We start from the raw sequence: 21,856 nt of genomic DNA, 5'->3' as shown, positions 1-21,856 counted from the left end.
CGTCCCTGACGATCAAGACTGCCCCCACCAGCAAGCGGAGTCACCGCCATGCCGTCCACTGTCCGGAATCTCCTCCCTGTAGCCCTGCCCACCGCTGCCGCCGGCGCCGTCGCCGTCGCGGTCAGCGCTGTGGTCGCGGGCGGCAAGGGAGCGATCGGGGCGGTCGTCGGAACGCTGGTGGTCATTCTCTTCATGGGCATCGGACTGTTCGTCCTGGAACGCACTGCCAAATCTTTGCCGCACCTGTTCCAGGCCATGGGTCTGATGCTTTATACGGCACAGTTGCTGCTGCTCTTCATCTTTGTCGCCGTGTTCAAGAACACGACGTTGTTCAATCCGAGGGCCTTCGCCATCACGCTGATCGCCGCGACCGTTGTTTGGGTCGCGGCCCAGATCCGTGCACACATGAAGGCCAAGATCCTTTACGTCGACCCGGACGCGTCCAAGGGCAAGAAGCCCGAGAACACGGGGCCGTCGACGTGAGGGGTAGGGCCGGGATAAGTCCGCGTTCGAGATCCTGCTATCGTCCGGTGCCAACTGCGGCACTGCGGGCGCGGGCATCCGAGCTGACGCCTGCTCAATCGCGAGGCTCTGTGCCTGAGCCGCCCCCACATCCGTAACACCAGTCCAGTGCCGACCAGCGGCTGCTTGCCGCGCCGACACAACGAGGTTGCCGTACCTATGCGCCACGCTGAAGGAGCCCGCGGTGAGTGCTGACCCGACGACGGTGCTCGCCTTCGAGACCGATTGCCACATCTTCGACGGGTGCGGCTTCCCGGCTCCTGGCCTGCACTCCTTTCTGTTCGAGCCGATGTTCACCGCCGGCGGCGTCGACTTCAACAAGCCGATGCTGCTGGCCCTGCTGAGCACAGTCCTCGTCGTCGGCTTCTTCTGGGCGGCCTTCAACAAGCCGAAGCTGGTTCCCGGAAAGCTCCAGATGGTGGCCGAGGCGGGGTACGACTTCGTCCGCCGCGGCGTCGTCTACGAGACGCTAGGCAAGCGCGAGGGCGAAAAGTACGTCCCGATCATGGTCTCGCTGTTCTTCTTCATCTGGATCATGAATATCTGGGCCATCGTTCCGGTAGCCCAGTTCCCGGTGCCGTCGATCATCGGGTTCCCGGTGGCGCTGGCTCTGATCGTGTACGTCATCTGGGTCAGTGTGACCTTCAAGCGTCACGGATTCGTCGGCGGCTGGAAGAACATCGCCGGTTACGACAAGTCGCTCGGCCCGGTCCTGCCGGTCGTCATGCTGATCGAGCTCTTCTCGAACCTGCTGATCCGGCCGTTCACGCACGCGGTGCGACTGTTCGCGAACATGTTCGCCGGTCACGTGCTGCTGCTGATCTTCACCATCGCGAGCTGGTACCTGCTCAACGGCATCGGTATCGCCTACGCCGGCATCTCCTTCGTGATGGTCATCCTGCTGACCGCCTTCGAGCTGTTCATCCAGGCGCTGCAGGCCTACGTCTTCATCCTCCTGGCCTGCAACTACATCCAGGGCGCTCTCGCCGAGCACCACTGACCAGCCGGCCCCACCCCCGATAGTCGTCCGGTGGCCAACCCCCACCGGTTCTGAAAGAGAAGGAAGAAACGGCATGTCCGCTCTCCAGACCCTCGCCGCCGTCAACATCACGGGCAACCTCGGTGCGATCGGCTACGGCCTCGCCGCCATCGGCCCCGGCGTCGGCGTCGGCATCATCTTCGGAAACGGCACCCAGGCGCTGGCCCGCCAGCCCGAGGCTGCCGGTCTGATCCGTGCGAACCAGATCCTCGGCTTCGTTCTCTGTGAGGCCCTTGCCCTCATCGGTCTCGTCATGCCGTTCGTCTACCCGGTCGACTAATCGCGGCATTCCGACTGCCCGATTCGACGAAAGGCAATGAAGTGATCGCTCTCCTAGAGCTGGCGCAAGAGGGGGAGACGCAGAACCCTCTCCTCCCGGCGGTCCCCGAGATCGTCATTGGCCTGATCGCTTTCTTCATCGTCTTCGGTTTCCTCGCCAAGAAGCTTCTCCCGAACATCAACAAGGTTCTGGAAGAGCGCCGTGAGGCGATCGAGGGCGGTATCGAGAAGGCCGATGCGGCCCAGTCCGAGGCCCAGAGCGTCCTCGAGCAGTACAAGGCTCAGCTCGCCGAGGCCCGCCACGAGGCCGCCCGCCTGCGCCAGGAGGCGCTGGAACAGGGCACTGTGCTGAAGGAAGAACTTCGCGCAGAGGGTCAGCGCCAGCGCGACGAGATCATCGCCGCCGGCCACGCCCAGATCGAGGCGGACCGCAAGCAGGCCGCGCAGTCGCTGCGTCAGGACGTGGGCAAGCTCGCCACCGACCTGGCCGGCAAGCTCGTCGGCGAGTCCCTCGCGGACCACGCCCGGCAGAGCCGCACGATCGACCGTTTCCTCAGCGAGCTCGAGGAGAAGGCCGAGGCTGCCCGATGAACGGAGCGAGCCGCGAGGCACTGGCCGCCGCACGTGAGCGTCTCGACGCGCTGACCGACAACACGTCGGTCGACGCGGCGAAGCTCGCCGGCGACCTGGCCGCCGTCACCGCGCTGCTCGACCGCGAGGTGTCGCTGCGTCGGGTCCTGACCGACCCGGCGCAGGCCGGTTCGGCCAAGGCCGACCTGGCCGCGCGACTGCTGAGCGGTCAGGTGGGTGGCGAAGCCGCCGACCTGGTCTCCGGCATGGTCCGCAACCGCTGGTCGCGGTCGCGTGACCTGGTCGACTCGATCGAGGAGCTGGCGGACACCGCCGACCTCACCGCGGCGCAGCAGGCCGGCGTCCTGGACGACGTGGAGGACGAGGTGTTCCGGTTCGGCCGGATCGTCGCGTCCGACACGGGGCTGCGCTCCGCGCTGACCGACAGGTCCGCGTCGGTGTCCGCCAAGAGCGAGCTGCTGCGCAGCCTGCTCGGCGGCAAGGCACAGCCGGTCACCGAGCGTCTTGTGGTGCGTCTCGTGGCACAGCCGCGTGGACGTAGCCTGGAGGCGGGACTCGAGTCCCTGTCCAAGCTCGCCGCGGCGCGCCGCGACCGCATGGTCGCCGTCGTCACCACGGCGGTGCCGCTCACCGATCAGCAGAAGCAGCGCCTCGGCGCCGCACTGGCGAAGCTGTACGGACGCCAGATGCACCTGAACCTCGAAGTGGACCCCGAGGTCCTCGGCGGGATCCAGGTACAGATCGGCGACGAGGTCATCAACGGCACCATCGCGGACCGTCTCGAAGAGGCGTCCCGTCGTATGGCCGGCTGACCAGCCACCAACTGAACACGTATCACTAGCGGCCCGGTTGGGCCGTGCAGAGATTGCAGAAGATTCCTGGGGGACGGCCCCCAGACCCCCAAGAACTTCGGGCCCAACAAGGAGAGCAGGGAACCCAGATGGCGGAGCTCACGATCCGGCCGGAGGAGATCCGGGACGCGCTGGAGAACTTTGTCCAGTCGTACCAGCCGGACGCGGCCTCGCGCGAGGAGGTCGGAACGGTAAGCGTTGCCGGCGACGGCATCGCGAAGGTCGAGGGACTTCCCTCGGCCATGGCGAACGAGCTGCTGAAGTTCGAGGACGGCACCCTCGGTCTCGCCCTCAACCTTGAGGAGCGGGAGATCGGTGCGATCGTCCTCGGCGAGTTCAGCGGTATCGAGGAGGGCCAGCCGGTGCAGCGCACCGGTGAGGTGCTCTCCGTCGGCGTCGGCGAGGGCTACCTCGGCCGCGTCGTCGACCCGCTCGGCAACCCGATCGACGGTCTCGGCGAGATCGCGACCGAAAGCCGTCGCGCCCTCGAGCTGCAGGCCCCCGGCGTCATGGTCCGCAAGTCGGTCCACGAGCCGATGCAGACCGGCTACAAGGCCGTCGACGCGATGGTGCCGATCGGCCGTGGCCAGCGTCAGCTGATCATTGGTGACCGTCAGACCGGCAAGACCGCTCTGGCCGTCGACACGATCATCAACCAGCGCGACAACTGGCGCTCGGGCGACGTGAACAAGCAGGTGCGCTGCATCTACGTCGCCATCGGCCAGAAGGGCTCCACCATCGCGTCCGTGCGCGGTGCGCTGGAGGAGGCGGGCGCCCTCGAGTACACGACGATCGTCGCCGCCCCGGCTTCCGACCCGGCCGGCTTCAAGTACCTCGCCCCGTACACCGGTTCGGCCATCGGCCAGCACTGGATGTACGCCGGCAAGCACGTCCTGATCATCTTCGACGACCTGTCGAAGCAGGCCGACGCCTACCGCTCCGTTTCGCTGCTGCTGCGCCGTCCGCCGGGCCGCGAGGCCTACCCGGGCGACGTCTTCTACCTGCACTCGCGTCTGCTCGAGCGCTGCGCGAAGCTCTCGGACGACATGGGCGCCGGTTCGATGACCGGTCTTCCGATCGTCGAGACCCGGGCGAACGACGTGTCGGCGTTCATCCCGACCAACGTCATCTCCATCACCGACGGCCAGTGCTTCCTGGAGTCCGACCTGTTCAACGCGGGCCAGCGCCCGGCGCTGAACGTCGGTATCTCGGTCTCGCGTGTCGGTGGCTCCGCCCAGCACAAGGCCATGAAGCAGGTTTCCGGCCGACTGCGCGTGGACCTCGCCCAGTACCGCGAGCTGGAGGCGTTCGCCGCCTTCGGTTCCGACCTGGACGCGGCCTCCAAGGCGTCGCTGGAGCGCGGTAAGCGCATGGTCGAGCTGCTGAAGCAGCCGCAGTACGCGCCGTTCCCGGTCGAGGAGCAGGTCGTCTCCGTCTGGGCCGGCACCACCGGCAAGATGGACGACGTACCGGTCGAGGACATCCGCCGCTTCGAGGGCGAGCTGCTGGAGTACCTGCGCCGCGAGCGCAAGGAGCTCCTCACCTCGATCCGCGAGGGCGGCAAGATGTCGGACGACACGCTGCAGTCCGTCGCCGATGCCATCGCGGCCTTCAAGCGTCAGTTCGAGACCTCGGACGGACAGCTCCTGGGCGAGGACGCGCCGGCCGTCAACGTCTCCAAGTGACGACGGAAGGGACCTGACTCATGGGAGCGCAGCTCCGGGTCTACAAGCGTCGCATCCAAGCCGTCACCGCGACCAAGAAGATCACCAAGGCGATGGAGATGATCGCCGCCTCGCGCATCGTCAAGGCGCAGCGCAGGGTGGCGGCATCGATGCCGTACGCGACCGAGCTCACCCGTGCGGTGACCGCGGTGGCGACCGGCTCCACCACCAAGCACCCCCTGACCACCGAGATCGAGGCGCCGACCCGCGCCGCGGTTCTGCTCGTCACGAGCGACCGCGGTCTGGCCGGCGGCTACTCCTCCAACGCCATCAAGGCGGCGGAGCGGCTCCGTGAGCGCCTCGCCGGCGAGGGCAAGGAGGTCGACACGTACATCGTCGGCCGCAAGGGTGTCGCCTACTACAACTTCCGCGAGCGCAAGGTCGCGGAGTCGTGGACCGGCTTCACCGACAGCCCGTCGTACGGGGATGCCAAGAACATCGCCGCACCGCTGATCGAGGCCATCCAGACGGAGACGGCCGAGGGCGGTGTCGACGAGCTGCACATCGTCTTCACGGAATTCGTGTCGATGATGACGCAGAACCCGGTGGAGAACCGGATGCTGCCGCTCTCGCTCGACGAGGTAGCGGACGAGAACAGCAAGAAGGGCGAGATCCTTCCGCTGTTCGACTTCGAGCCGTCGGCGGAGGACGTCCTCGACGCCCTCCTGCCGCGCTACGTCGAGAGCCGTATCTACAACGCACTGCTGCAGGCCGCCGCTTCCGAGCACGCCGCCCGCCGCCGTGCGATGAAGTCGGCGACCGACAACGCCGGGGATCTCATCAAGAGCCTCTCCCGGCTTGCCAACGCGGCCCGCCAGGCCGAAATCACCCAGGAAATCAGCGAGATCGTCGGTGGCGCCAGCGCTCTGGCCGACGCGACCGCGGGGAGTGACAAGTAATGACGACCACTGTTGAGACGGCCGCCGCCACGGGCCGCGTCGCCCGGGTCATCGGCCCGGTCGTCGACGTGGAGTTCCCCGTCGACGCGATGCCGGAGATCTACAACGCACTGCACGTCTCGGTCGACGACCCGGCCGAGGAGGGTGCGCGCAAGTTGCTCACCCTCGAGGTCGCCCAGCACCTCGGTGAGGGCGTCGTCCGCGCGATCTCGATGCAGCCCACCGACGGTCTGGTCCGCCAGGCCCCGGTGACCGACACGGGCGCGGGCATCATGGTGCCGGTCGGTGACATCACCAAGGGCAAGGTGTTCAACACCCTGGGTCAGATCCTGAACGACCCGGAGGCCGAGGCTCAGATCACCGAGCGCTGGCCGATCCACCGCAAGGCCCCGGCCTTCGACCAGCTCGAGTCCAAGACCGAGATGTTCGAGACCGGCCTGAAGGTCGTCGACCTTCTCACCCCGTACGTCAAGGGTGGAAAGATCGGTCTGTTCGGTGGTGCGGGCGTCGGCAAGACGGTCCTCATCCAGGAAATGATCATGCGTGTGGCGAAGCTGCACGAGGGTGTCTCGGTGTTCGCCGGTGTCGGTGAGCGCACCCGTGAGGGCAACGACCTCATCGACGAGATGACCGACTCGGGTGTTCTGGACAAGACCGCGCTGGTCTTCGGCCAGATGGACGAGCCGCCGGGCACGCGTCTGCGCGTCGCCCTGTCCGCCCTGACCATGGCGGAGTACTTCCGCGATGTGCAGAAGCAGGACGTGCTGCTCTTCATCGACAACATCTTCCGCTTCACCCAGGCCGGTTCCGAGGTCTCCACCCTGCTCGGCCGCATGCCGTCCGCGGTGGGTTACCAGCCGACCCTGGCTGACGAGATGGGTGTGCTCCAGGAGCGCATCACCTCGACGCGTGGTCACTCGATCACCTCGATGCAGGCGATCTACGTCCCCGCGGACGACCTGACCGACCCGGCGCCGGCGACCACCTTCGCCCACCTGGACGCGACGACCGTTCTGTCGCGTCCGATCTCGGAGAAGGGCATCTACCCGGCGGTCGACCCGCTGGACTCGACGTCCCGCATCCTGGACCCGCGCTACATCACGCAGGACCACTACGACGCGGCCAGCCGCGTCAAGGGAATCCTGCAGAAGTACAAGGACCTCCAGGACATCATCGCGATCCTCGGTATCGACGAGCTGGGCGAGGAGGACAAGCTCGTTGTCCACCGCGCCCGTCGCGTCGAGCGCTTCCTGTCGCAGAACACCCACGCCGCCAAGCAGTTCACCGGCCTGGACGGTTCGGACGTTCCGCTCGACGAGTCGATCGCCGCGTTCAACGCGATCTGCGACGGTGACTACGACCACTTCCCCGAGCAGGCGTTCTTCATGTGCGGTGGCATTGACGACCTCAAGGCCAAGGCCAAGGAGCTCGGCGTCTCCTGAACGCAGTGAGCCGCGCGGGTCGAAGTGACCCACGTGACTCGTGGGAGAGGGGTGGGTACGTCCCGCCCCTCTCCGTACGCCCCCTAGAATTGACCCAACACCCGGCACAACCGCCGGGTGGTGACCCGAGGAGCCACCTTGGCTGCTGAGCTGCACGTCGAGCTGGTCGCGGCGGACCGTAACGTCTGGTCCGGCGAGGCCACCCTGGTCGTCGCGCGCACCACGTCCGGCGACATCGGCGTCATGCCCGGTCACCAGCCGCTGCTTGGTGTGCTGGAGTCGGGCCCGGTGACCATCCGTACGAGCGACGGCGGCACCGTCGTCGCCGCGGTGCACGGCGGGTTCATCTCGTTCGCCGACAACAAGCTGTCTCTGCTCGCGGAGATCGCCGAGCTGGCCGACGAGATCGACGCCGCGCGTGCCGAGCGGGCGCTGGAGCGGGCGAAGGCGGACGCGGATGCCGCCGCCGAGCGCCGCGCCGACGTCCGACTGCGCGCGGTTGCGGGACACTGAGTCCCGCGACAACGAGTGTGACCTCAGCCGCGGCCCGTACTGGACTCTCCAGAGCGGGTCGCGGCTGAAGCGATACATCGGGTAGTTCTGTTCTGTACTGGTACTGGCACTGGATGATGCGAGGAGGTCGGTGGAGATGTTCCTCGCTCTGCTCGTGAGCGGCTCGGTAGTCGCGCTGGTACTGGTGGGACTGTTCGTCTTCGGACTGCGCCGCCGGCTGATCCAGCGTTCCGGCGGCACTTTCGACTGCAGTCTGCGCTGGAACGTTCCCGAGGAGCCGGACCGCTCCGGCAAGGGCTGGGTGTACGGCGTGGCCCGCTACAGCGGCGACCGCGTCGACTGGTTCCGCGTCTTCTCGTACGCCCCCCGCCCCCGCCGCGTCCTGGAACGCTCCGCGATCGAGGTGCTCTCGCGCCGCGTCCCGGAGGGCGAGGAGGAGCTGGCGCTGCTGTCCGACGCCTGCATCCTCGTGTGCGCGCACCGCGGCACGCGGCTGGAGCTGGCGATGAGCGAGGACGCCCTCACCGGGTTCCTCGCCTGGCTGGAGGCCGCGCCTCCGGGCCAGCGCGTCAACGTGGCGTAGCCGACGCAACGCAATCGGGGGGACGGGCCGCAGCCCGTCCCCCCGACTATTTCAAGCCTTTGTGCTGCAGATCTCTACTACTTCAGACCGTTGTTGATCGCGGTCACCAGTTCGCCGTTGGCGGTATCGCCGCTGAACTCCCAGAAGAAGGCGCCTCCCAGGCCCTGGCCCTTCGCCCAGGTCATCTTGGTGCCGATGGTGGCGGGGGTGTCGTAGCTCCACCAGTCGGTGCCGCAGTGGGCGTAGGCCGTGCCGGCGACGGTGCCGTTCGCCGGGCACTTGGTCTTGAGGACCTTGTAGTCCTCGATGCCCGACTCGTACGTACCGGCGGCCGCGCCGGTCGCGGTGCCGCCCGGCTCCTTCTGCGTGACGCCGGTCCAGCCGCGCCCGTAGAAGCCGATGCCGAGCAGCAGCTTCTTCGCGGGGACGCCCTGGGCCTTGAGCTTGGCGATGGCCTCCGCCGAGTTGAAGCCGGCCTGCGGGATGCCGGCGTACGAGGTCAGCGGGGAGTGCGGGGCCGTCGGGCCCTTGGCCGCCCAGGCGCCGAAGAAGTCGTACGTCATCACGTTGTACCAGTCGGAGTACGCGGCCGCTCCGGCGTAGTCGGTGGCGTCGATCTTGCCGCCGGCCGAGGCGTCGGCCGTGATCGCGGCGGTGACCAGGTTGTTCGTACCGAACTTGCCGCGCATGGCCTGCATCATGTTCTTGAACGCGGCCGGGCCGCTCGTGTCGCAGGACAGACCGCAGGCGTTCGGGTACTCCCAGTCGAGGTCGATGCCGTCGAAGACGTCGGCCCAGCGCGGGTCCTCCACCAGCTTGTAACAGGAGTCGGCGAACGCGGCCGGGTTCTTGACCGCCTCGGTGAAGCCGCCGGACCAGGTCCAGCCGCCGAACGACCACAGCACCTTGATGTGCGGGTACTTCGCCTTGAGCTTGCGCAGCTGGTTGAAGTTGCCGCGCAGCGGCTGGTCCCAGGTGTCGGCCTTGCCGTCGACGCTCTGGTCGGCGGTGTACGCCTTGTCGATCGCCGCGAAGCTGTCGCCCATGGTGCACTTGCCACCCTGGACGTTGCCGAACGAGTAGTTGATGTGCGTGATCTTCGCGGCGGAGCCCGAGGTGTCCAGGTTCTTCACGTGGTAGTTGCGTCCGTAGATGCCCCACTCGGTGAAGTAGCCGAGCTTGACCTGGTCGCCGGGGCCGGGACCCGGGTCGGTGCCGCCGCCGGTGGTCCTGACCGCGCGGGCGCCGCTGACCGGGCCCGTCTGGTCGGCGGTGTCACGGGCCTGCACCGAGTAGGAGTAGTCGGTGCCCGCGCTCAGACCGGTGTCCGTGTACGACGGGGTGGTGACCGTCGCGACCTTGGCGCCGTCGCGCAGCACGTCGTAGTTCTTGACGCCCTTGTCGTCGGTGGACGCGGTCCACGAGAGCTTCACCGACGTGTCGGTGATGGTGCTCGCGGAGGGGGTGCCGGGTGCGGTCGGCGGGGTGTCGCCGGGCACGGAACCGCCGTCGCAGGAGCCGCCGTTGAGCTTGCAGCCGCTGGGGGAGCCGGTGCCCGTCCCGTTGAAGCCGAAGGAGACGGTGGCGCCGGGGGCCAGGTTGCCGCCCCAGGACTTGTTCTTGGCGGTCCAGTGGTTGCCGGAGTTGGTGACGTCGGTGTCCCAGGCGGAAGTGACGGCCGTACCGGCGGGGAAGTCCCACTCCACGGTCCAGGTGCTGAGGGTGGTGGTGCCGGTGTTCTTCACCGTCCACTTGCCCTCGAAGCCGGTGCCCCAGTCGGAGACCTTGGTGTACGAGGCGGTCGCCGACGCGGCGGCCTGCGCGGGGGAGGCCAGTGCGACCATGGCGGCCAGGGGGACGACCAGCGCGGTGAGACCGGCTGCCGCTCTAATTCTGAAGCGGGTGCGTAGGGGGGTGAGTGTACTCAAGGGTGCTCCCAAGAGAGAGGTCCGGCGGTGAACGGGGATGGGACCTGCGCCGCCTGGCGAGCACTTTTTGACATGACACGCTCACCACTGCGGTGCGGTGAGCGTAGGAAGGTCTGGACCAATCGTCAAGAGGTCTGGACCAGAGATGGAGGGCGGACGGTCCGGCGTACGTCACCCCCGGGACACCCGCCGGTCAGATCCCCAACTCCTGAGCGAGCACGGCCGCTTGCACCCGGCTGCGCAGCTCCAGCTTCCCCAGCAGGCGGCTCACATGGGTCTTCACCGTGGCCTCGGCCATGGTCAGGCGCCGGGCGATCTCGGCGTTCGACATCCCCTCACCGAGACACGACAGCACCTCGCGCTCCCGCCGGGTCAGGGACTCCAGCGCCTCGGGCCCCGGCGCGCCGGCCGCCCGTACGGGAGCGGGCGAGGCGAACTCCGCGATCAGCCGCCGGGTCACGGCGGGCGCGATCAGGCCCTCGCCGCGTGCCACCGTGCGTACCGCCTCGATCAGGTCCTTCGCGTCGGTGTTCTTCAGCAGGAAGCCCGCCGCCCCCGCCCGCAGCGCCCCGAACACGTACTCGTCGAGGTCGAAGGTCGTCAGCATCAGCACGTCGGCGAGCCGCTCCGCCACCACCTGCCGGGTCGCCGTCACCCCGTCGACGCGCGGCATCTGCACGTCCATCAGGACGAGGTCCGGGCGCAGCTCGCGGGCCATGGCGACCGCCGCCTCGCCGTCCGCCGCCTCCCCGACGACCTCGATGTCCCCGGCGCTGTTCAGGATGAGCACCAGGCCCGCCCGTACGGCCGACTGGTCCTCCGCGACCAGCACGCGAATCGTCATGAGTGCGGCTCCGTATCGTCCTCTGCGGGCAACTGCGCCCGTACCTGCCAGATCTTCGTGCCGTCCGCCGCCGTGACGGGGCCGGCCTCCAGCGCCCCGTCGAGCAGCGTCACCCGCTCCCGCATCCCCACCAGGCCGGCGCCGGAGCCGGGCGCGCGGGGGCCGGGCCCCTCGCCGTACGGGCTGGTCACCCCCACCGTCAGCGTGTGGTCGGTGTGCGCGAGCGTCACGGTGACCGGGCCGGGGGAGGCGTGCTTGAGGGCGTTGGTGAGGGACTCCTGGACGATGCGGTACGCGGCCATCTCGACCGGCGCCGGCAGCCGCGTGCCCGGCTCGCGGCGGTCGTCGAGAGCGAACACGAGCCCGCTGTCGGCGCCCACCGTGCGGACCTGGGCGACCAGCGCGTCGAGCCCGTCCAGGGCGGGGGCGACGGCCGGTTCCTGACCGCCGCCGGTGTCGCGGAGCAGGCCGATGAGGCGGCGCATCTCGGCCAGGCCCTGGACGCTGTTCTCCCGGATGACGGTGAGCGCGTCCGTGGACGCCTTCGGCTCCCCGATGGACAGCGCGGCGGTGGAGTGGATGGCGATGGCGGACAGGTTGTTGGCCACCATGTCGTGCAGCTCGCGCGCCATCCGGGACCGTTCGGCGGCGATGGCCTGGCCGCGGTCGATCTCCGCCAGCAGCGCGGTCTGCTCGGCGCGCAGCCGGGCCGCCTCGGCCGCCTCGCGGTGGTTGCGCAGGCTGGCGCCGGTGAGCGCGGGCGCGAAGGACACCAGGCCGGTGACGACACCGATGAGGAGCGCCTCCGGGGTGCGCAGCCAGGCCAGGGCGGCGATCGTCACGGCCACCGAGATCAGACCCGTGGCGACGGGGATCCGGCGGGCCGCTCCGGGCGTGCCGTACACCACGGCGGCGTACATCAGGTCCGTGTACATGAGGATGGTCGCCAGGTTGCCGTCGGTGAACTCGTTCGCGATCAGGGCGACCGTGCCGGCGAGCAGGGCCGTGCGGGGGCACGACCTGCGCAGCAGCTCCAGGAAGGACATCACCGCGAGCGGTACGAGGGTCGCCCACGACGGCAGGAGGTCGCGGACGGCGGAGGTGTGCAGCCCGAGGCCCCACAGCAGGACTCCGCCGAGCAGGCCGATCACCGCGAGCAGGACGCCGTCGCGATGCGGGCGGGGGAAGCGGGTCACGTCACCATCCAACACGGCGCGCACCGGCTCGTCGTCCCCGTGCGGGGTGAGCCGGGGCTACATCGAAGGATGCAGTGCCGGTTCGTCACTGGCGATGACGCTTCGGGGGCCCGCGGACGGGAGGGTGGGAAGCACAACGGGAGGAGAGTGAACACCGTGATCGTCACGCTGATCATCATGTGCGAAGTCGGCTTCTGGGTACTGCTGGCCGGGGGACTGGCCCTGCGCTACCTGGCGAGGATGCCGCGCGCCGGGGCGGCCGTGCTGCTCATGGAGCCGCTGCTGGAGGTCCTGCTGCTGGTCGTCACGGCGGTCGATCTGAAGAACGGCGCGGAGCCGGACTGGAAGCACGGGCTCGCCGCCGTCTACATCGGCTTCACGGTCGCGCTCGGCCACCGCACCATCAAGTGGGTCGACGCCAGGTTCGCCCACCGCTTCGCCGGCGGACCGCCTCCGGTGCGGCCGCCGAAGTACGGGACGGCCCGGGCGGTGCACGAGTGGAGGATCGCCGGGCGCTGGATGCTGGCGGCGGCCATCGCCACCGGGCTGCTCCAGGCCGCGATCTGGTACGTCGGCGGGGACGGGGAGATCGGATCGCTGCGGGCGTGGCAGCAGAAGATGCTCTTCGTGATCGGCATCAACGCGGTCATCGCCGCGTCGTACACGCTCTTCCCTAAGCAGGAACCGGCCGGGGATCGGCAGCCGCTGGGGTAGGCGGGCCCGGGGCCGGAGCCCCGCAGGCCCGCCGCGCGGGCCCCGCCCCTAGCGCTCGCCCCCCGGCACCCACAGCACGTCCCCGACCTCCTTGTTGGCCACCCTTGCGAGGATGAACAGGAGGTCGGACAGCCGGTTCAGGTACGTCGCCGTCAGCGGGTTCATCACCTCGCCGTGGACCTCGAACGCCGCCCAGGTGGACCGCTCCGCCCGCCGCACCACCGTGCACGCCTGGTGCAGCAGCGCGGCCCCCGGCGTACCCCCCGGAAGGATGAAGCTGCGCAGCTTCTCCAGCTCCTCCAGGAAGCGGTCGCAGTCCGCCTCCAGCTTGTCGATGTACGACTGCTCGACACGAAGCGGCGGGTACTTCGGGTCCTCGGCCACCGGAGTGGACAGATCCGCGCCCACGTCGAAGAGGTCGTTCTGGACCCGGACGAGGACCTTCACCACGGCCTCGTCGAGCTGCCCCAGAGCGACCGCCGTCCCGATGACCGCGTTGGCCTCGTTGGCGTCGGCGTACGCCGAGATCCGCAGATCGGTCTTGGCGGTGCGGCTCATGTCGCCCAGGGCGGTGGTGCCCTTGTCGCCGGTACGGGTATAGATGCGCGTCAGGTTGACCATGCGGCCAGCCTAGTTACGCGCCCGCCCTGCGGAAGACGCGTGTGCCCACCGTCACGGCGGCGGCCACCAGCGCGGCGGACATCAGGACCCCGTACAGCATCGCCGTACCGGTGTAGTCCCCCACGTAACCGGCGCGCATCGCGTCCACGACGTAGCGGAACGGCATGAGGTGCGACAGCGCGTCCAGCCACCCCGGCGCCAGCGCCATCGGCAGCATCAGACCGGACAGCAGCATCGACGGCATGCTCAGGCCGTTGATCAGGGGACCGAAGTCGTGCGGCCGGGAGACCTTCAGCGCGAGCGCGTACGACAGCGAGGCGAGCGCGGTCGTCAGTACGCCGACGAACGCGAAGCCGATCAGGACGCCGGCGAGCGGGGCCCGCAGCCCGAGCGCCGTCGCGGCCAGTACCACCAGCACCGCCTGGAACACGAACAGCGCCGCGTCCCGCAGTACCCGCCCGAGGAGCAGCGCGAGCCGGCTGACCGGCGCGGCCCGCATCCGCTCCAGCACGCCGGACTGCTGCTCGATGATGACCGAGAAACCGGCGAACAGGGCGCCGAAGAGACCGAGTTGCAGGAGCAGTCCGGGGACCAGCACCTGCCAGGAGTCGCCCTGCGTACCAAGGGGCAGACCGGTCAGCAGCGGACCGAAGAAGACCAGGTAGAGCAGGGGCATCAGGGCGCCGAAGAGCATCTGGAACTTGGAACGCAGGGTCTGGCGGGCGTACCGCCCGAAGAGCAGCGCGGTGTCGGAGAGGAATGCGCTCATGACGGTCGGCCTCCTAGACGGCGACGGGCGTGGTGTCGACGGGCGCGGGGGTGCGCCCGGTGATGGCGAGGAAGGTGTCCTGGAGGGTGGCGTCGATGGAGCCGCCGTACCGGAGCTTGAGGGCGCTCGGCGTTCCCTCGGCGGCGACCCGCCCCTTGTCGACGACGACGAGCCGGTCGGAGAGCGCGTCGGCCTCGTCGAGGTAGTGGGTGGTGAGGAACACCGTGGTGCCGTACTCGTCGCGCAGCCGGCGCACCAGGTCCCACAGGTCGGCGCGGCTGCCCGGGTCGAGGCCGGTGGTCGGCTCGTCGAGGAAGAGCACCTCGGGCCGGTGGGTGAGGCCCATCGCGATGTCGAGCCGCCGCCGTTGACCGCCGGACAGCGCCGCGCACGTGCGGTCCATCAGGTCGGTGAGCGACAGGTCGCGGGCCAGCTCTTCGGCGCGGGCCGCTGCTTCGGCCCTCGGCAGCCGGTAGAGGCGGCCCTGGGTGACGAGTTCCTCCCGTACGGACACCTGCGGGTCCACGCCGCCGGACTGGGCGACGTAACCGATCCTGCGCCGGACACCCGCCGGGTCGCGGAGCAGGTCGTGTCCCGCGACGGTGGCGGCTCCGCCGGTCGGGGCGAGGAGCGTGGTGAGCATCCGCAGGGTGGTCGTCTTGCCGGCGCCGTTCGGGCCCAGGAAGCCGAGGATCTCGCCGCGCTCGACGGTGAGGTCGATGCCGCGGACGGCTTCGACGGGGCCCGCCTTGGTCGAGAAGGTCCGGGTGAGTCCGGCCGTACTGATGATTGCCATGCCCAAAGAAAAGCAGAGTCACTGAAAGTTTGCAATGACTCTAAGTTTGTGGGGGGCCCAGTGAAGCTACGATGGGCCCATGGCCGAGGGACTCAGAGAGCGCAAGAAGCGGCAGACCCGGCAGCACATCTCCGATGTGGCCACGGGCCTCTTCCTGGAACGGGGCTTCGACGCCGTGACGATCGCCGAGATCGCCGAGGCGGCGGACGTCTCCGTCAACACCGTCTACAACTACTTCCCCGCCAAGGAGGACCTGTTCTTCGACCGCAGCAGGGGCATCGTCGACCGGCTGCCGCGCTACGTCCGGGGCCGGGACGAGGGCGAGTCGGCCGCCGCGGCCGTCCTGCGCGAACTGCACCGCGAGGTCGAGGAGGTCGCCCCCTCCATCGGCCTGATCGACGGTTACGCGCGTTTCATGCGCGTCGTGCTGGAGGCGCAGGCCCTGCGCTCCCGGCTGTGGGCCATCCAGCAGGAAGTCGTGGAAAGCCTGGAGCGGACCCTGCGCGAGGAGACGGGCGCGACGGCCGGCGATCCGCTGCCGGCCCTCATGGCCGGGCAGCTCGCCTGGCTCCAGTCCACCCTGATGGGCTGGATCGGCGGCGAGATGGTCAAGGGCCGCAAAGCGGTGGAGGTGTCCCGGGAGGCTCTGGTCCTGCTCGACGGGATGGAGGAGCTGCTGAGCGACAAGGCGCTCAACTACGCGGTGCGGTCCGCCGAATGAGGCGTCCCGGTGTGATGTCCGTCATCTGAGACGTGACGCGCATCTCTTCGCCGCCACTCCGCCCCTCACGGACGCTAATCTCCGCCGGAGAGCCTGAAGCAAACAGGCGTTGAGGCCAAAGAAATCAAGGGGTGTGTCGTGGCCAGGAAGCTCGCCGTCATCGGAGCCGGACTCATGGGGTCCGGAATCGCGCAGGTCTCGGCGCAGGCGGGCTGGGACGTCGTGCTGCGCGATGTCACCGACGCGGCGCTGACCCGCGGCCGTGACGGCATCAAGGCCTCGTACGACAAGTTCGTGTCCAAGGGCAAGCTGGACGCCGCGGACGCGGAGGCCGCGCTCGGCCGCATCACCACGACCACCGACCTCGACGCGGTCGCCGACGCCGACATCGTCGTCGAGGCCGTCTTCGAGAGGCTCGAGGTCAAGCACGAGATCTTCCGCGCGCTCGACAAGATCGTGCGGGAGGACGCCGTCCTCGCGTCGAACACCTCCGCCATCCCGATCACCAAGATCGCGGCGGTGACGGAGCGTCCGGAGCGGGTCGTCGGCGCCCACTTCTTCTCGCCGGTGCCGATGATGCAGCTCTGCGAGCTCGTACGCGGCTACAAGACCAGCGACGAAACGCTCGCCACCACGCGAGAGTTCGCCGAGTCCGTCGGCAAGACCTGCATCGTCGTCAACCGCGACGTGGCCGGCTTCGTCACCACCCGCCTCATCTCGGCCCTCGTGGTCGAGGCCGCCAAGCTGTACGAGTCGGGCGTCGCCTCGGCCGAGGACATCGACATCGCCTGCAAGCTGGGCTTCGGACACGCCATGGGCCCCCTCGCGACCGCCGACCTCACCGGCGTCGACATCCTGCTGCACGCCACCGGCAACATCTACACGGAGTCGCAGGACGAGAAGTTCGCGCCGCCGGAGCTGATGCGCCGGATGGTTGACGCCGGTGACATCGGGCGCAAGAGCGGGCAGGGCTTCTACAAGCACTGATGCCCTGTCAGCCCCTGGGGTCACTCCCAGGGGTGAATTCGGTATCGGTTCGCTTACGGACGGCAACTTCCTTGCCCGTACGGCAGTCAGTTGGGTGCAAGGAAAGAAACACGACACGCAGACCGACGCACTCTCGGGGAGCGCATATGCACATCAGGGGCGACCACGTCGAGCTGGTCGTCGGGGGCCGCCTCGACGTCCGCAGCGCGGCGGACGCCCGTACGGTCCTGCACTCGGCCGTCGACGACGGTGTCGGCGATCTCGTGCTCGACCTGACCGAGCTGGATTCCTGGGACGCCACCGGTCTCGGCGTCATCATGGGCGCCCATCGGCGGGCCGGGCGGGCGGGCCGTCGGCTTGTGCTGCGCGGCGTGCCGGCCCAGATGCAGCGCCTGCTGGTCGCGACCAGGCTGCACCGCATCCTCGCCATCGAGGGCGGCCTCGCCGCCGAGTCGCTGCCGCGGGTCTGAGCGGCACGGCGCCGGCGCGAAGCGGCGCGATCCGTACGGTGGACGCACAATCCTCACGAGACTGTGACGTCCCGGGCGGGGCGGCACCCCTCGTGTTCCCCGATACTGTGCGAAGGTCTAGGGTTCGGCTCGCCTGCCGATTGACGAACCCGAGTACGGCGGGCACCGGACCAGAAGCGACAGCGGGCGTGTGAAAGGCCGGGAGGGGCATCCGCACGCGACGCATCTGGGGGGACCATGGACCCGATGAACCGGGGACCGGAAGAGTACGGCCACGACAACGGCCCGTTCGGCGAGAGCGACACCGGTGACGGCCCGCGCCGGCCACCACGGGACGCGCTGACACCGTCCTCCGCGCCGAGCGGAACGAGCGCCGCCGGGAAGACGGGCGGGCCCGGCTCGTCGGCGCCCGCCCGCACCGTGCAGGTCGTCGCGGGCGACTTCCTGCTCACCGTCAACCCCGTCGACGGCAGCGAGATCGAGGTCTGCCCGCCCGGCGAGCGGCCCGCGCGGCCGGTCAGGCACAGCGCCGACGACCGCGCCGAGCTGCTGCGCGCGGCCAAGCCGCCCGTCCCGCCCGGGCCCGTCGCGCCCGAGCTGCCGCTCCTGGAGCGTCAGGAGGAGCGCGAGAGGCTCGTACGGCTGCTCGCGCGCGGCCGCTCGGTGCGATTGACGGGCCCCTCCGGATCGGGCCGTACGGCGCTCCTCGACGCCGTCGCCGCCGAATGCGCGGACCTCGCGCCCGACGGAGTCGTACGGCTATGCGGCGCCCACCGCACGGCCGACGAGCTGCTCCACGACCTGTTCGCCGCCGTCTACAGCGCACCGCTGCACCGCCCGGACCGGGCCGACCTGCTCGGCCTGGTCCACGAGATCGGCGCCGTCGTCGTCCTCGACGACCTGGAGTTCGGCGGAGCGGCGCTGGGCGAGCTGCTGGAGGCCACGCCCGAGTGCGCCTTCCTGCTCGCCACCACACCGGACGTCGCCACCCCCTCGCCCGAGTCCCACGTCGAGGAGGTGTCCCTCGGCGGTCTCGGCCGCAGCGCCAGCCTGGAGCTCCTGGAGCGGGCCGTCGAGCGCCCCCTCACCGACGACGAGGCCAACTGGGCCGGCGACCTCTGGTTCGAGTCCGAGGGGCTGCCGCTGCGCTTCACCCAGGCGGGTGCGCTGCTGAGGCAGCGCGACCAGCTGCGCGCCGACCCCACCGCCTTCGAGGCGTACGGGTACTTCAACGAGCAGCCGGTCGACGCGCCCTTCGACGCGGAGGACGGCCACGACGTACCCCTGCCGTCCCTCGCCGAGGGAGCGATGCCCGCCGCGCTGCTCGCGTCACGGCTGAGCGACTCCGCCCGGGCCACCCTGCGCTTCGCCATCGCGCTCGGCGGTGAGGTGCCCCACCAGGCGCACCTGCCGGCCCTCGTGGGGGACACCCACGCGGACGCCGCGCTCGGCGAGCTGATGAGGTGCGGCCTGCTCTCGCCGGTCGGGGCGCGGTTCCGGCTGGCCGCGGGCGTGGCCGTACAGCTGGAGGCGGCCGGGTTCGCGGACGACGTGCCGGAGCGGGCGCACACCGCCGCCCAGCACTACGCCTGGTGGGCCGGGCACCCCTCGGTCACGCCGGAGCGGGCGGCCGCGGAGGCCGACGCGATCCTCGCGGCGTCGGCGCCGCTGGTACCCGGCTCCGAGGCGGGGCACCCGAGTGCGGCCGTCCTGCTGGCCCGTACGGCGGCTCCCGCGTTCGCGGCCGGGCTGAGCTGGGGCGCGTGGGAGCGGGCGCTGCGGGCCGGACTCGAAGCCGCGCGCATCGCGGGCGAGGTCGCCGAAGAGGCGTACTTCCACCACGAGTTGGGCGTCCTGGCGCTCTGCACGGGCCATCTGGACCGGGCCCGGGCCGAGCTGGAGGCGTCCGTCGCGATGCGCGGCGCCGTGGCCGACAAGAGCGGCACGGTCGCCGGACGCCGAGCACTGGCCCTGGTCTCCGACCGCTCCCTCCCGGCGGCGGCGGGGCTCGTGCCCGGCGGTCGTACGCCGGCCGGGGAGGAAGTGCCGGCGGCGCGGTACGAGGAGTCGGCGTCGCCGCCCGGCGGCGTCCCGGCGGCGGTCGTACCCCTGTCACTGCCCGGCCGGTCCGAACGGCCCGGGGACGACGGCACGTTGGTCACCCACCGCTCGCCGGAGGCCGGTGGCGGCGGGGGCCGCCCCGCGCTGCTGAGCGGCGCCCGGCGCAACATGGTCGCGGCGGGCGCGGGCGCGCTGCTCGTCGCCGTCCTGGGCACCGTGGTGACGCTCGGGGCGGCCTCGGACAGCGACGAGCCGCGGAACAGGGTCACGTCCGAGCAGTCGGCCAACGAGGACGACATCGACGACGGGCTCACCGCGGACGAGCCGGCCGACGGCTCGACCCGGCGGCCGGGCGATCCGGGCCGGCCGACCGGCCCCGGTACGTCGGGTCAGCCCCGGCCGGGCGAGAGCGGCGACGGCAAGGCGTCCGGCGAACCGTCGAAGAGCGGCAAGCCGAGCGAGGACGACTCGTCGCCGGGCAGCAGGCCGCCGAACTCCGACGACCCGACCACGGGCGGTCCCACGACCGGCGGTCCGACCACGGGCGGCCCCACCACCGGTGGCCCGACCACGGGCGGTCCGACGACCGGTGGCCCGACCACGGGCGGCCCCACCACCGGCGGTCCGACGACCGGCGGCCCCACGACGGGCGGTCCGACGACCGGCGCTCCCACCACGGGCGGCGGGACGTCCGACGGCGGTACGACCGACGGCGGCGCCGCGGACGGCGGCACGGCGGACGGCGGTTCCACGGACGGCGGCGCCACTGGTGAGACCACTGGCGGCGCGGAGGGCGGCACCACCGACGGCGGCACGACGGACGGCACGACCACCGGCAGCCCGAGCAACAGCGCCCCGGCCGCGTCCTAGCGCGCCCGGCACCCGGGCCACGGAGAGACGCGTGGGGGCGGGAGGGGCACTTCCCCCGCCCGCCCCACGCGTGGTGACGTCGTCGGGCAGGGGGCGCCGCCCCTCGCCCGTACAAGCGGCCGGACGGGCCCTCAGAACAGGCGGAGCTTGTCGTCCTCGATGCCGCGCATCGCGTTGTAGTCCAGGACCACGCACCCGATCCCGCGGTCCGTCGCCAGGACGCGCGCCTGCGGCTTGATCTCCTGCGCCGCGAAGATGCCCTTCACCGGCGCGAGGTGCGGGTCGCGGTTGAGCAGCTCCAGGTAGCGGGTGAGCTGCTCGACGCCGTCGATGTCGCCGCGCCGCTTCAGCTCCACCGCGACCGTCGCCCCGTCCGCGTCCCGGCACAGGATGTCCACCGGCCCGATGGCCGTGGGGTATTCGCGGCGGATCAGCGAATAGCCCTCGCCGAGGGTGTCGATGCGGTCGGCGAGCAGTTCCTGGAGGTGCGCTTCCACGCCGTCCTTGATGAGCCCCGGGTCGACGCCCAGCTCGTGGGACGAGTCGTGGAGGACTTCCTCCATGGTGATGATCAGTTTCTCGCCCGCCTTGTTGATCACCGTCCAGGTCCCGGCGTCGTCACCCGCGCCCTCCTTGAGGGTGCATGGCGGAGACATCCAGTTGAGCGGTTTGTACGCCCGGTCGTCGGCGTGGATCGAGACGCTGCCGTCCGCCTTCACCAGGATCAGACGGGGAGCGGAGGGCAAGTGGGCAGTGAGCCGGCCCGCGTAGTCCACGGAGCAGCGGGCAATGACGAGACGCATGAGGCGCAACGCTACTCGACGACGATCGGTCTACGCGATTCGCCCAGTAAGCCCCCCTTCGTTGATGGCTGGTTGTGTTCCCAATCTCCTGGTGCGGCCCGGACCGCACGCTTAACTTGGATGCAGGAGGTCGTCGTACGTGCACTCTGCGTCGTCGTCCGTCTTCCCTGCCCGTAAGACCCCGGTCCCGGGGTCGCGAGAGGAGAACCCATGTCGCTCGACGTCTCACCGGCACTGTTGGAACAGGCCGAGCGAGGCGATGTCGACGAAGCCGCCTTCGTCGACTGCGTCCGGACCTCCCTGCCTTACGCATGGGAGATGATCAGCTCTCTGGTGGCTCAGCTGAAGGTCGACGGTGGCGAGTTCGCCGACAACCAGACGCCTCCGCCGGACGAGCAGGCACGTGGTCAGCTGCTGCGCGCACTCGCGAGTGACGCGATTCGCGGTGCGCTCCAGCGGCACTTCGGCGTACGTCTCGCATTCCAGAACTGCCACCGCGTAGCGGTGTTCCCGGTGGACTCCTCGTCGGACGAGCGGCTCAGTCGCTTCACGTCGATCCGGGGCCAGCTGCTCAACCAGTCGCCTACGCTGCGGGACTGCTGAGGCAGTGCTGTCGTCGCTCCGCATCGTGCC

Annotated in this window: 23 protein-coding genes; 16 read left to right on the top strand and 7 right to left on the bottom strand. The window is 69.9% G+C overall.

What is annotated here, in order from left to right; all coding sequences use genetic code 11:
- The first annotated feature begins 48 nt into the window (after window positions 1-48).
- The 10 genes from IE185_RS25335 (at window position 49) to IE185_RS25290 (ending at window position 8,443) form a co-directional block, all read left to right on the top strand.
- Complete coding sequence (locus IE185_RS25335; RefSeq protein WP_138894103.1) at window positions 49-483, top strand: Cg1360 family ATP-synthase-associated protein; 435 nt, start codon at window positions 49-51, stop codon at window positions 481-483.
- A gap of 223 nt (window positions 484-706) precedes the next feature.
- A complete protein-coding gene (gene atpB, locus IE185_RS25330) occupies window positions 707-1,522 on the top strand; it encodes a F0F1 ATP synthase subunit A (RefSeq protein WP_138894102.1) in 816 nt (271 codons plus the stop codon).
- Window positions 1,523-1,595: 73 nt separating this feature from the next.
- Window positions 1,596-1,841 carry an ATP synthase subunit C-like protein gene (locus IE185_RS25325; RefSeq protein ID WP_138894101.1) on the top strand — a complete coding sequence of 82 codons (246 nt, stop codon included), beginning with the start codon at window positions 1,596-1,598 and terminating at the stop codon, window positions 1,839-1,841.
- A 44-nt stretch (window positions 1,842-1,885) separates the two neighbouring features.
- Window positions 1,886-2,431, top strand: coding sequence for a F0F1 ATP synthase subunit B (locus IE185_RS25320; protein WP_373303757.1), 546 nt, complete (start codon window positions 1,886-1,888; stop codon window positions 2,429-2,431).
- Complete coding sequence (locus IE185_RS25315) at window positions 2,428-3,243, top strand: F0F1 ATP synthase subunit delta (protein WP_138894099.1); 816 nt, start codon at window positions 2,428-2,430, stop codon at window positions 3,241-3,243. The genes IE185_RS25320 and IE185_RS25315 overlap by 4 nt, the downstream gene beginning before the upstream one ends.
- 128 nt (window positions 3,244-3,371) lie before the next feature.
- Window positions 3,372-4,967 carry a F0F1 ATP synthase subunit alpha gene (gene atpA / locus IE185_RS25310; protein ID WP_028813208.1) on the top strand — a complete coding sequence of 532 codons (1,596 nt, stop codon included), beginning with the start codon at window positions 3,372-3,374 and terminating at the stop codon, window positions 4,965-4,967.
- 20 nt (window positions 4,968-4,987) lie between these two features.
- Entirely contained in the window at window positions 4,988-5,905 is a 918-nt protein-coding gene (locus IE185_RS25305) for a F0F1 ATP synthase subunit gamma (RefSeq protein WP_138894098.1), read from the top strand.
- Complete coding sequence (gene atpD, locus IE185_RS25300; protein ID WP_138894097.1) at window positions 5,905-7,347, top strand: F0F1 ATP synthase subunit beta; 1,443 nt, start codon at window positions 5,905-5,907, stop codon at window positions 7,345-7,347. Before IE185_RS25305 ends, atpD begins: the two co-directional genes overlap by 1 nt.
- Window positions 7,348-7,485: 138 nt before the next feature.
- On the top strand, window positions 7,486-7,860 hold the full coding sequence (locus tag IE185_RS25295) for a F0F1 ATP synthase subunit epsilon (protein ID WP_138894096.1): 375 nt from the start codon (window positions 7,486-7,488) through the stop codon (window positions 7,858-7,860).
- A gap of 136 nt (window positions 7,861-7,996) precedes the next feature.
- Complete coding sequence (locus tag IE185_RS25290; RefSeq protein ID WP_138894095.1) at window positions 7,997-8,443, top strand: DUF2550 domain-containing protein; 447 nt, start codon at window positions 7,997-7,999, stop codon at window positions 8,441-8,443.
- Between the two features lie 77 nt (window positions 8,444-8,520).
- Here the strand turns inward: IE185_RS25290 and IE185_RS25285 are convergent, their stop codons facing one another.
- From IE185_RS25285 to IE185_RS25275, 3 genes are all read right to left on the bottom strand, one after another.
- Window positions 8,521-10,371: a glycoside hydrolase family 18 chitinase gene (locus IE185_RS25285; RefSeq protein ID WP_138894094.1), complete on the bottom strand. Its 1,851-nt coding sequence runs from the start codon at window positions 10,369-10,371 to the stop codon at window positions 8,521-8,523.
- 193 nt (window positions 10,372-10,564) lie between these two features.
- Entirely contained in the window at window positions 10,565-11,215 is a 651-nt protein-coding gene (locus tag IE185_RS25280; RefSeq protein ID WP_138906497.1) for a response regulator, read from the bottom strand.
- Entirely contained in the window at window positions 11,212-12,411 is a 1,200-nt protein-coding gene (locus IE185_RS25275; protein WP_138899285.1) for a sensor histidine kinase, read from the bottom strand. The genes IE185_RS25280 and IE185_RS25275 overlap by 4 nt, the downstream gene beginning before the upstream one ends.
- Window positions 12,412-12,567: 156 nt before the next feature.
- Here IE185_RS25275 and IE185_RS25270 point away from each other — a divergent pair, with 156 nt between their 5' ends.
- Complete coding sequence (locus tag IE185_RS25270; protein WP_138899284.1) at window positions 12,568-13,125, top strand: hypothetical protein; 558 nt, start codon at window positions 12,568-12,570, stop codon at window positions 13,123-13,125.
- A gap of 48 nt (window positions 13,126-13,173) precedes the next feature.
- Here IE185_RS25270 and IE185_RS25265 read toward each other — a convergent pair whose 3' ends face one another.
- Genes IE185_RS25265 through IE185_RS25255 form a run of 3 tightly spaced genes read right to left on the bottom strand, consistent with a single transcriptional unit; the run spans window position 13,174 to window position 15,311 of the window.
- The gene (locus IE185_RS25265) at window positions 13,174-13,746 is read right to left on the bottom strand and encodes a cob(I)yrinic acid a,c-diamide adenosyltransferase (RefSeq protein ID WP_138909656.1); all 573 of its coding nucleotides are present in this window, start codon (window positions 13,744-13,746) and stop codon (window positions 13,174-13,176) included.
- Between the two features lie 13 nt (window positions 13,747-13,759).
- A complete protein-coding gene (locus tag IE185_RS25260) occupies window positions 13,760-14,515 on the bottom strand; it encodes an ABC transporter permease (protein WP_138898630.1) in 756 nt (251 codons plus the stop codon).
- 13 nt (window positions 14,516-14,528) lie between these two features.
- Window positions 14,529-15,311, bottom strand: coding sequence for an ABC transporter ATP-binding protein (locus IE185_RS25255; RefSeq protein WP_138898631.1), 783 nt, complete (start codon window positions 15,309-15,311; stop codon window positions 14,529-14,531).
- 79 nt (window positions 15,312-15,390) lie between these two features.
- Between IE185_RS25255 and IE185_RS25250 the strand changes: the two genes are divergently transcribed.
- The 4 genes from IE185_RS25250 (at window position 15,391) to IE185_RS25235 (ending at window position 20,420) form a co-directional block, all read left to right on the top strand.
- Entirely contained in the window at window positions 15,391-16,032 is a 642-nt protein-coding gene (locus IE185_RS25250) for a TetR/AcrR family transcriptional regulator (RefSeq protein WP_138898632.1), read from the top strand.
- Window positions 16,033-16,170: 138 nt separating this feature from the next.
- Window positions 16,171-17,019, top strand: a complete 849-nt coding sequence (locus IE185_RS25245; protein WP_138898633.1) for a 3-hydroxyacyl-CoA dehydrogenase family protein — start codon at window positions 16,171-16,173, stop codon at window positions 17,017-17,019.
- A gap of 146 nt (window positions 17,020-17,165) precedes the next feature.
- On the top strand, window positions 17,166-17,489 hold the full coding sequence (locus IE185_RS25240) for an STAS domain-containing protein (RefSeq protein WP_069926899.1): 324 nt from the start codon (window positions 17,166-17,168) through the stop codon (window positions 17,487-17,489).
- A gap of 237 nt (window positions 17,490-17,726) precedes the next feature.
- On the top strand, window positions 17,727-20,420 hold the full coding sequence (locus tag IE185_RS25235) for an ATP-binding protein (RefSeq protein ID WP_138897596.1): 2,694 nt from the start codon (window positions 17,727-17,729) through the stop codon (window positions 20,418-20,420).
- 131 nt (window positions 20,421-20,551) lie between these two features.
- On the opposite strand, the gene nucS is transcribed toward IE185_RS25235, so the two are convergent.
- A complete protein-coding gene (gene nucS, locus IE185_RS25230; protein WP_138897597.1) occupies window positions 20,552-21,223 on the bottom strand; it encodes an endonuclease NucS in 672 nt (223 codons plus the stop codon).
- 210 nt (window positions 21,224-21,433) lie between these two features.
- On the opposite strand from nucS, the gene IE185_RS25225 reads away from it, so the two are divergent.
- On the top strand, window positions 21,434-21,826 hold the full coding sequence (locus IE185_RS25225) for an SCO5389 family protein (RefSeq protein ID WP_138897598.1): 393 nt from the start codon (window positions 21,434-21,436) through the stop codon (window positions 21,824-21,826).
- Window positions 21,827-21,856 lie beyond the last annotated feature (30 nt).

Source organism: Streptomyces chryseus (assembly GCF_014650755.1).
In the GTDB taxonomy this organism is placed as follows: domain Bacteria; phylum Actinomycetota; class Actinomycetes; order Streptomycetales; family Streptomycetaceae; genus Streptomyces; species Streptomyces chryseus.
This window is presented reverse-complemented; position numbering and strand designations above follow the sequence as displayed.

Coding starts and splice junctions, on each gene's coding strand:
- IE185_RS25335 (WP_138894103.1), top strand. CDS start 49: ATGCCGTCCACTGTCCGGAATCTCCTCCCTGTAGCCCTGCCCACCGCT.
- IE185_RS25325 (WP_138894101.1), top strand. CDS start 1,596: ATGTCCGCTCTCCAGACCCTCGCCGCCGTCAACATCACGGGCAACCTC.
- IE185_RS25225 (WP_138897598.1), top strand. CDS start 21,434: ATGTCGCTCGACGTCTCACCGGCACTGTTGGAACAGGCCGAGCGAGGC.
- IE185_RS25235 (WP_138897596.1), top strand. CDS start 17,727: ATGGACCCGATGAACCGGGGACCGGAAGAGTACGGCCACGACAACGGC.
- IE185_RS25290 (WP_138894095.1), top strand. CDS start 7,997: ATGTTCCTCGCTCTGCTCGTGAGCGGCTCGGTAGTCGCGCTGGTACTG.
- nucS (WP_138897597.1), bottom strand. CDS start 21,223: ATGCGTCTCGTCATTGCCCGCTGCTCCGTGGACTACGCGGGCCGGCTC.
- IE185_RS25240 (WP_069926899.1), top strand. CDS start 17,166: ATGCACATCAGGGGCGACCACGTCGAGCTGGTCGTCGGGGGCCGCCTC.
- IE185_RS25255 (WP_138898631.1), bottom strand. CDS start 15,311: ATGGCAATCATCAGTACGGCCGGACTCACCCGGACCTTCTCGACCAAG.
- IE185_RS25305 (WP_138894098.1), top strand. CDS start 4,988: ATGGGAGCGCAGCTCCGGGTCTACAAGCGTCGCATCCAAGCCGTCACC.
- IE185_RS25250 (WP_138898632.1), top strand. CDS start 15,391: ATGGCCGAGGGACTCAGAGAGCGCAAGAAGCGGCAGACCCGGCAGCAC.
- IE185_RS25260 (WP_138898630.1), bottom strand. CDS start 14,515: ATGAGCGCATTCCTCTCCGACACCGCGCTGCTCTTCGGGCGGTACGCC.
- IE185_RS25265 (WP_138909656.1), bottom strand. CDS start 13,746: ATGGTCAACCTGACGCGCATCTATACCCGTACCGGCGACAAGGGCACC.
- IE185_RS25315 (WP_138894099.1), top strand. CDS start 2,428: ATGAACGGAGCGAGCCGCGAGGCACTGGCCGCCGCACGTGAGCGTCTC.
- IE185_RS25280 (WP_138906497.1), bottom strand. CDS start 11,215: ATGACGATTCGCGTGCTGGTCGCGGAGGACCAGTCGGCCGTACGGGCG.
- atpD (WP_138894097.1), top strand. CDS start 5,905: ATGACGACCACTGTTGAGACGGCCGCCGCCACGGGCCGCGTCGCCCGG.
- atpA (WP_028813208.1), top strand. CDS start 3,372: ATGGCGGAGCTCACGATCCGGCCGGAGGAGATCCGGGACGCGCTGGAG.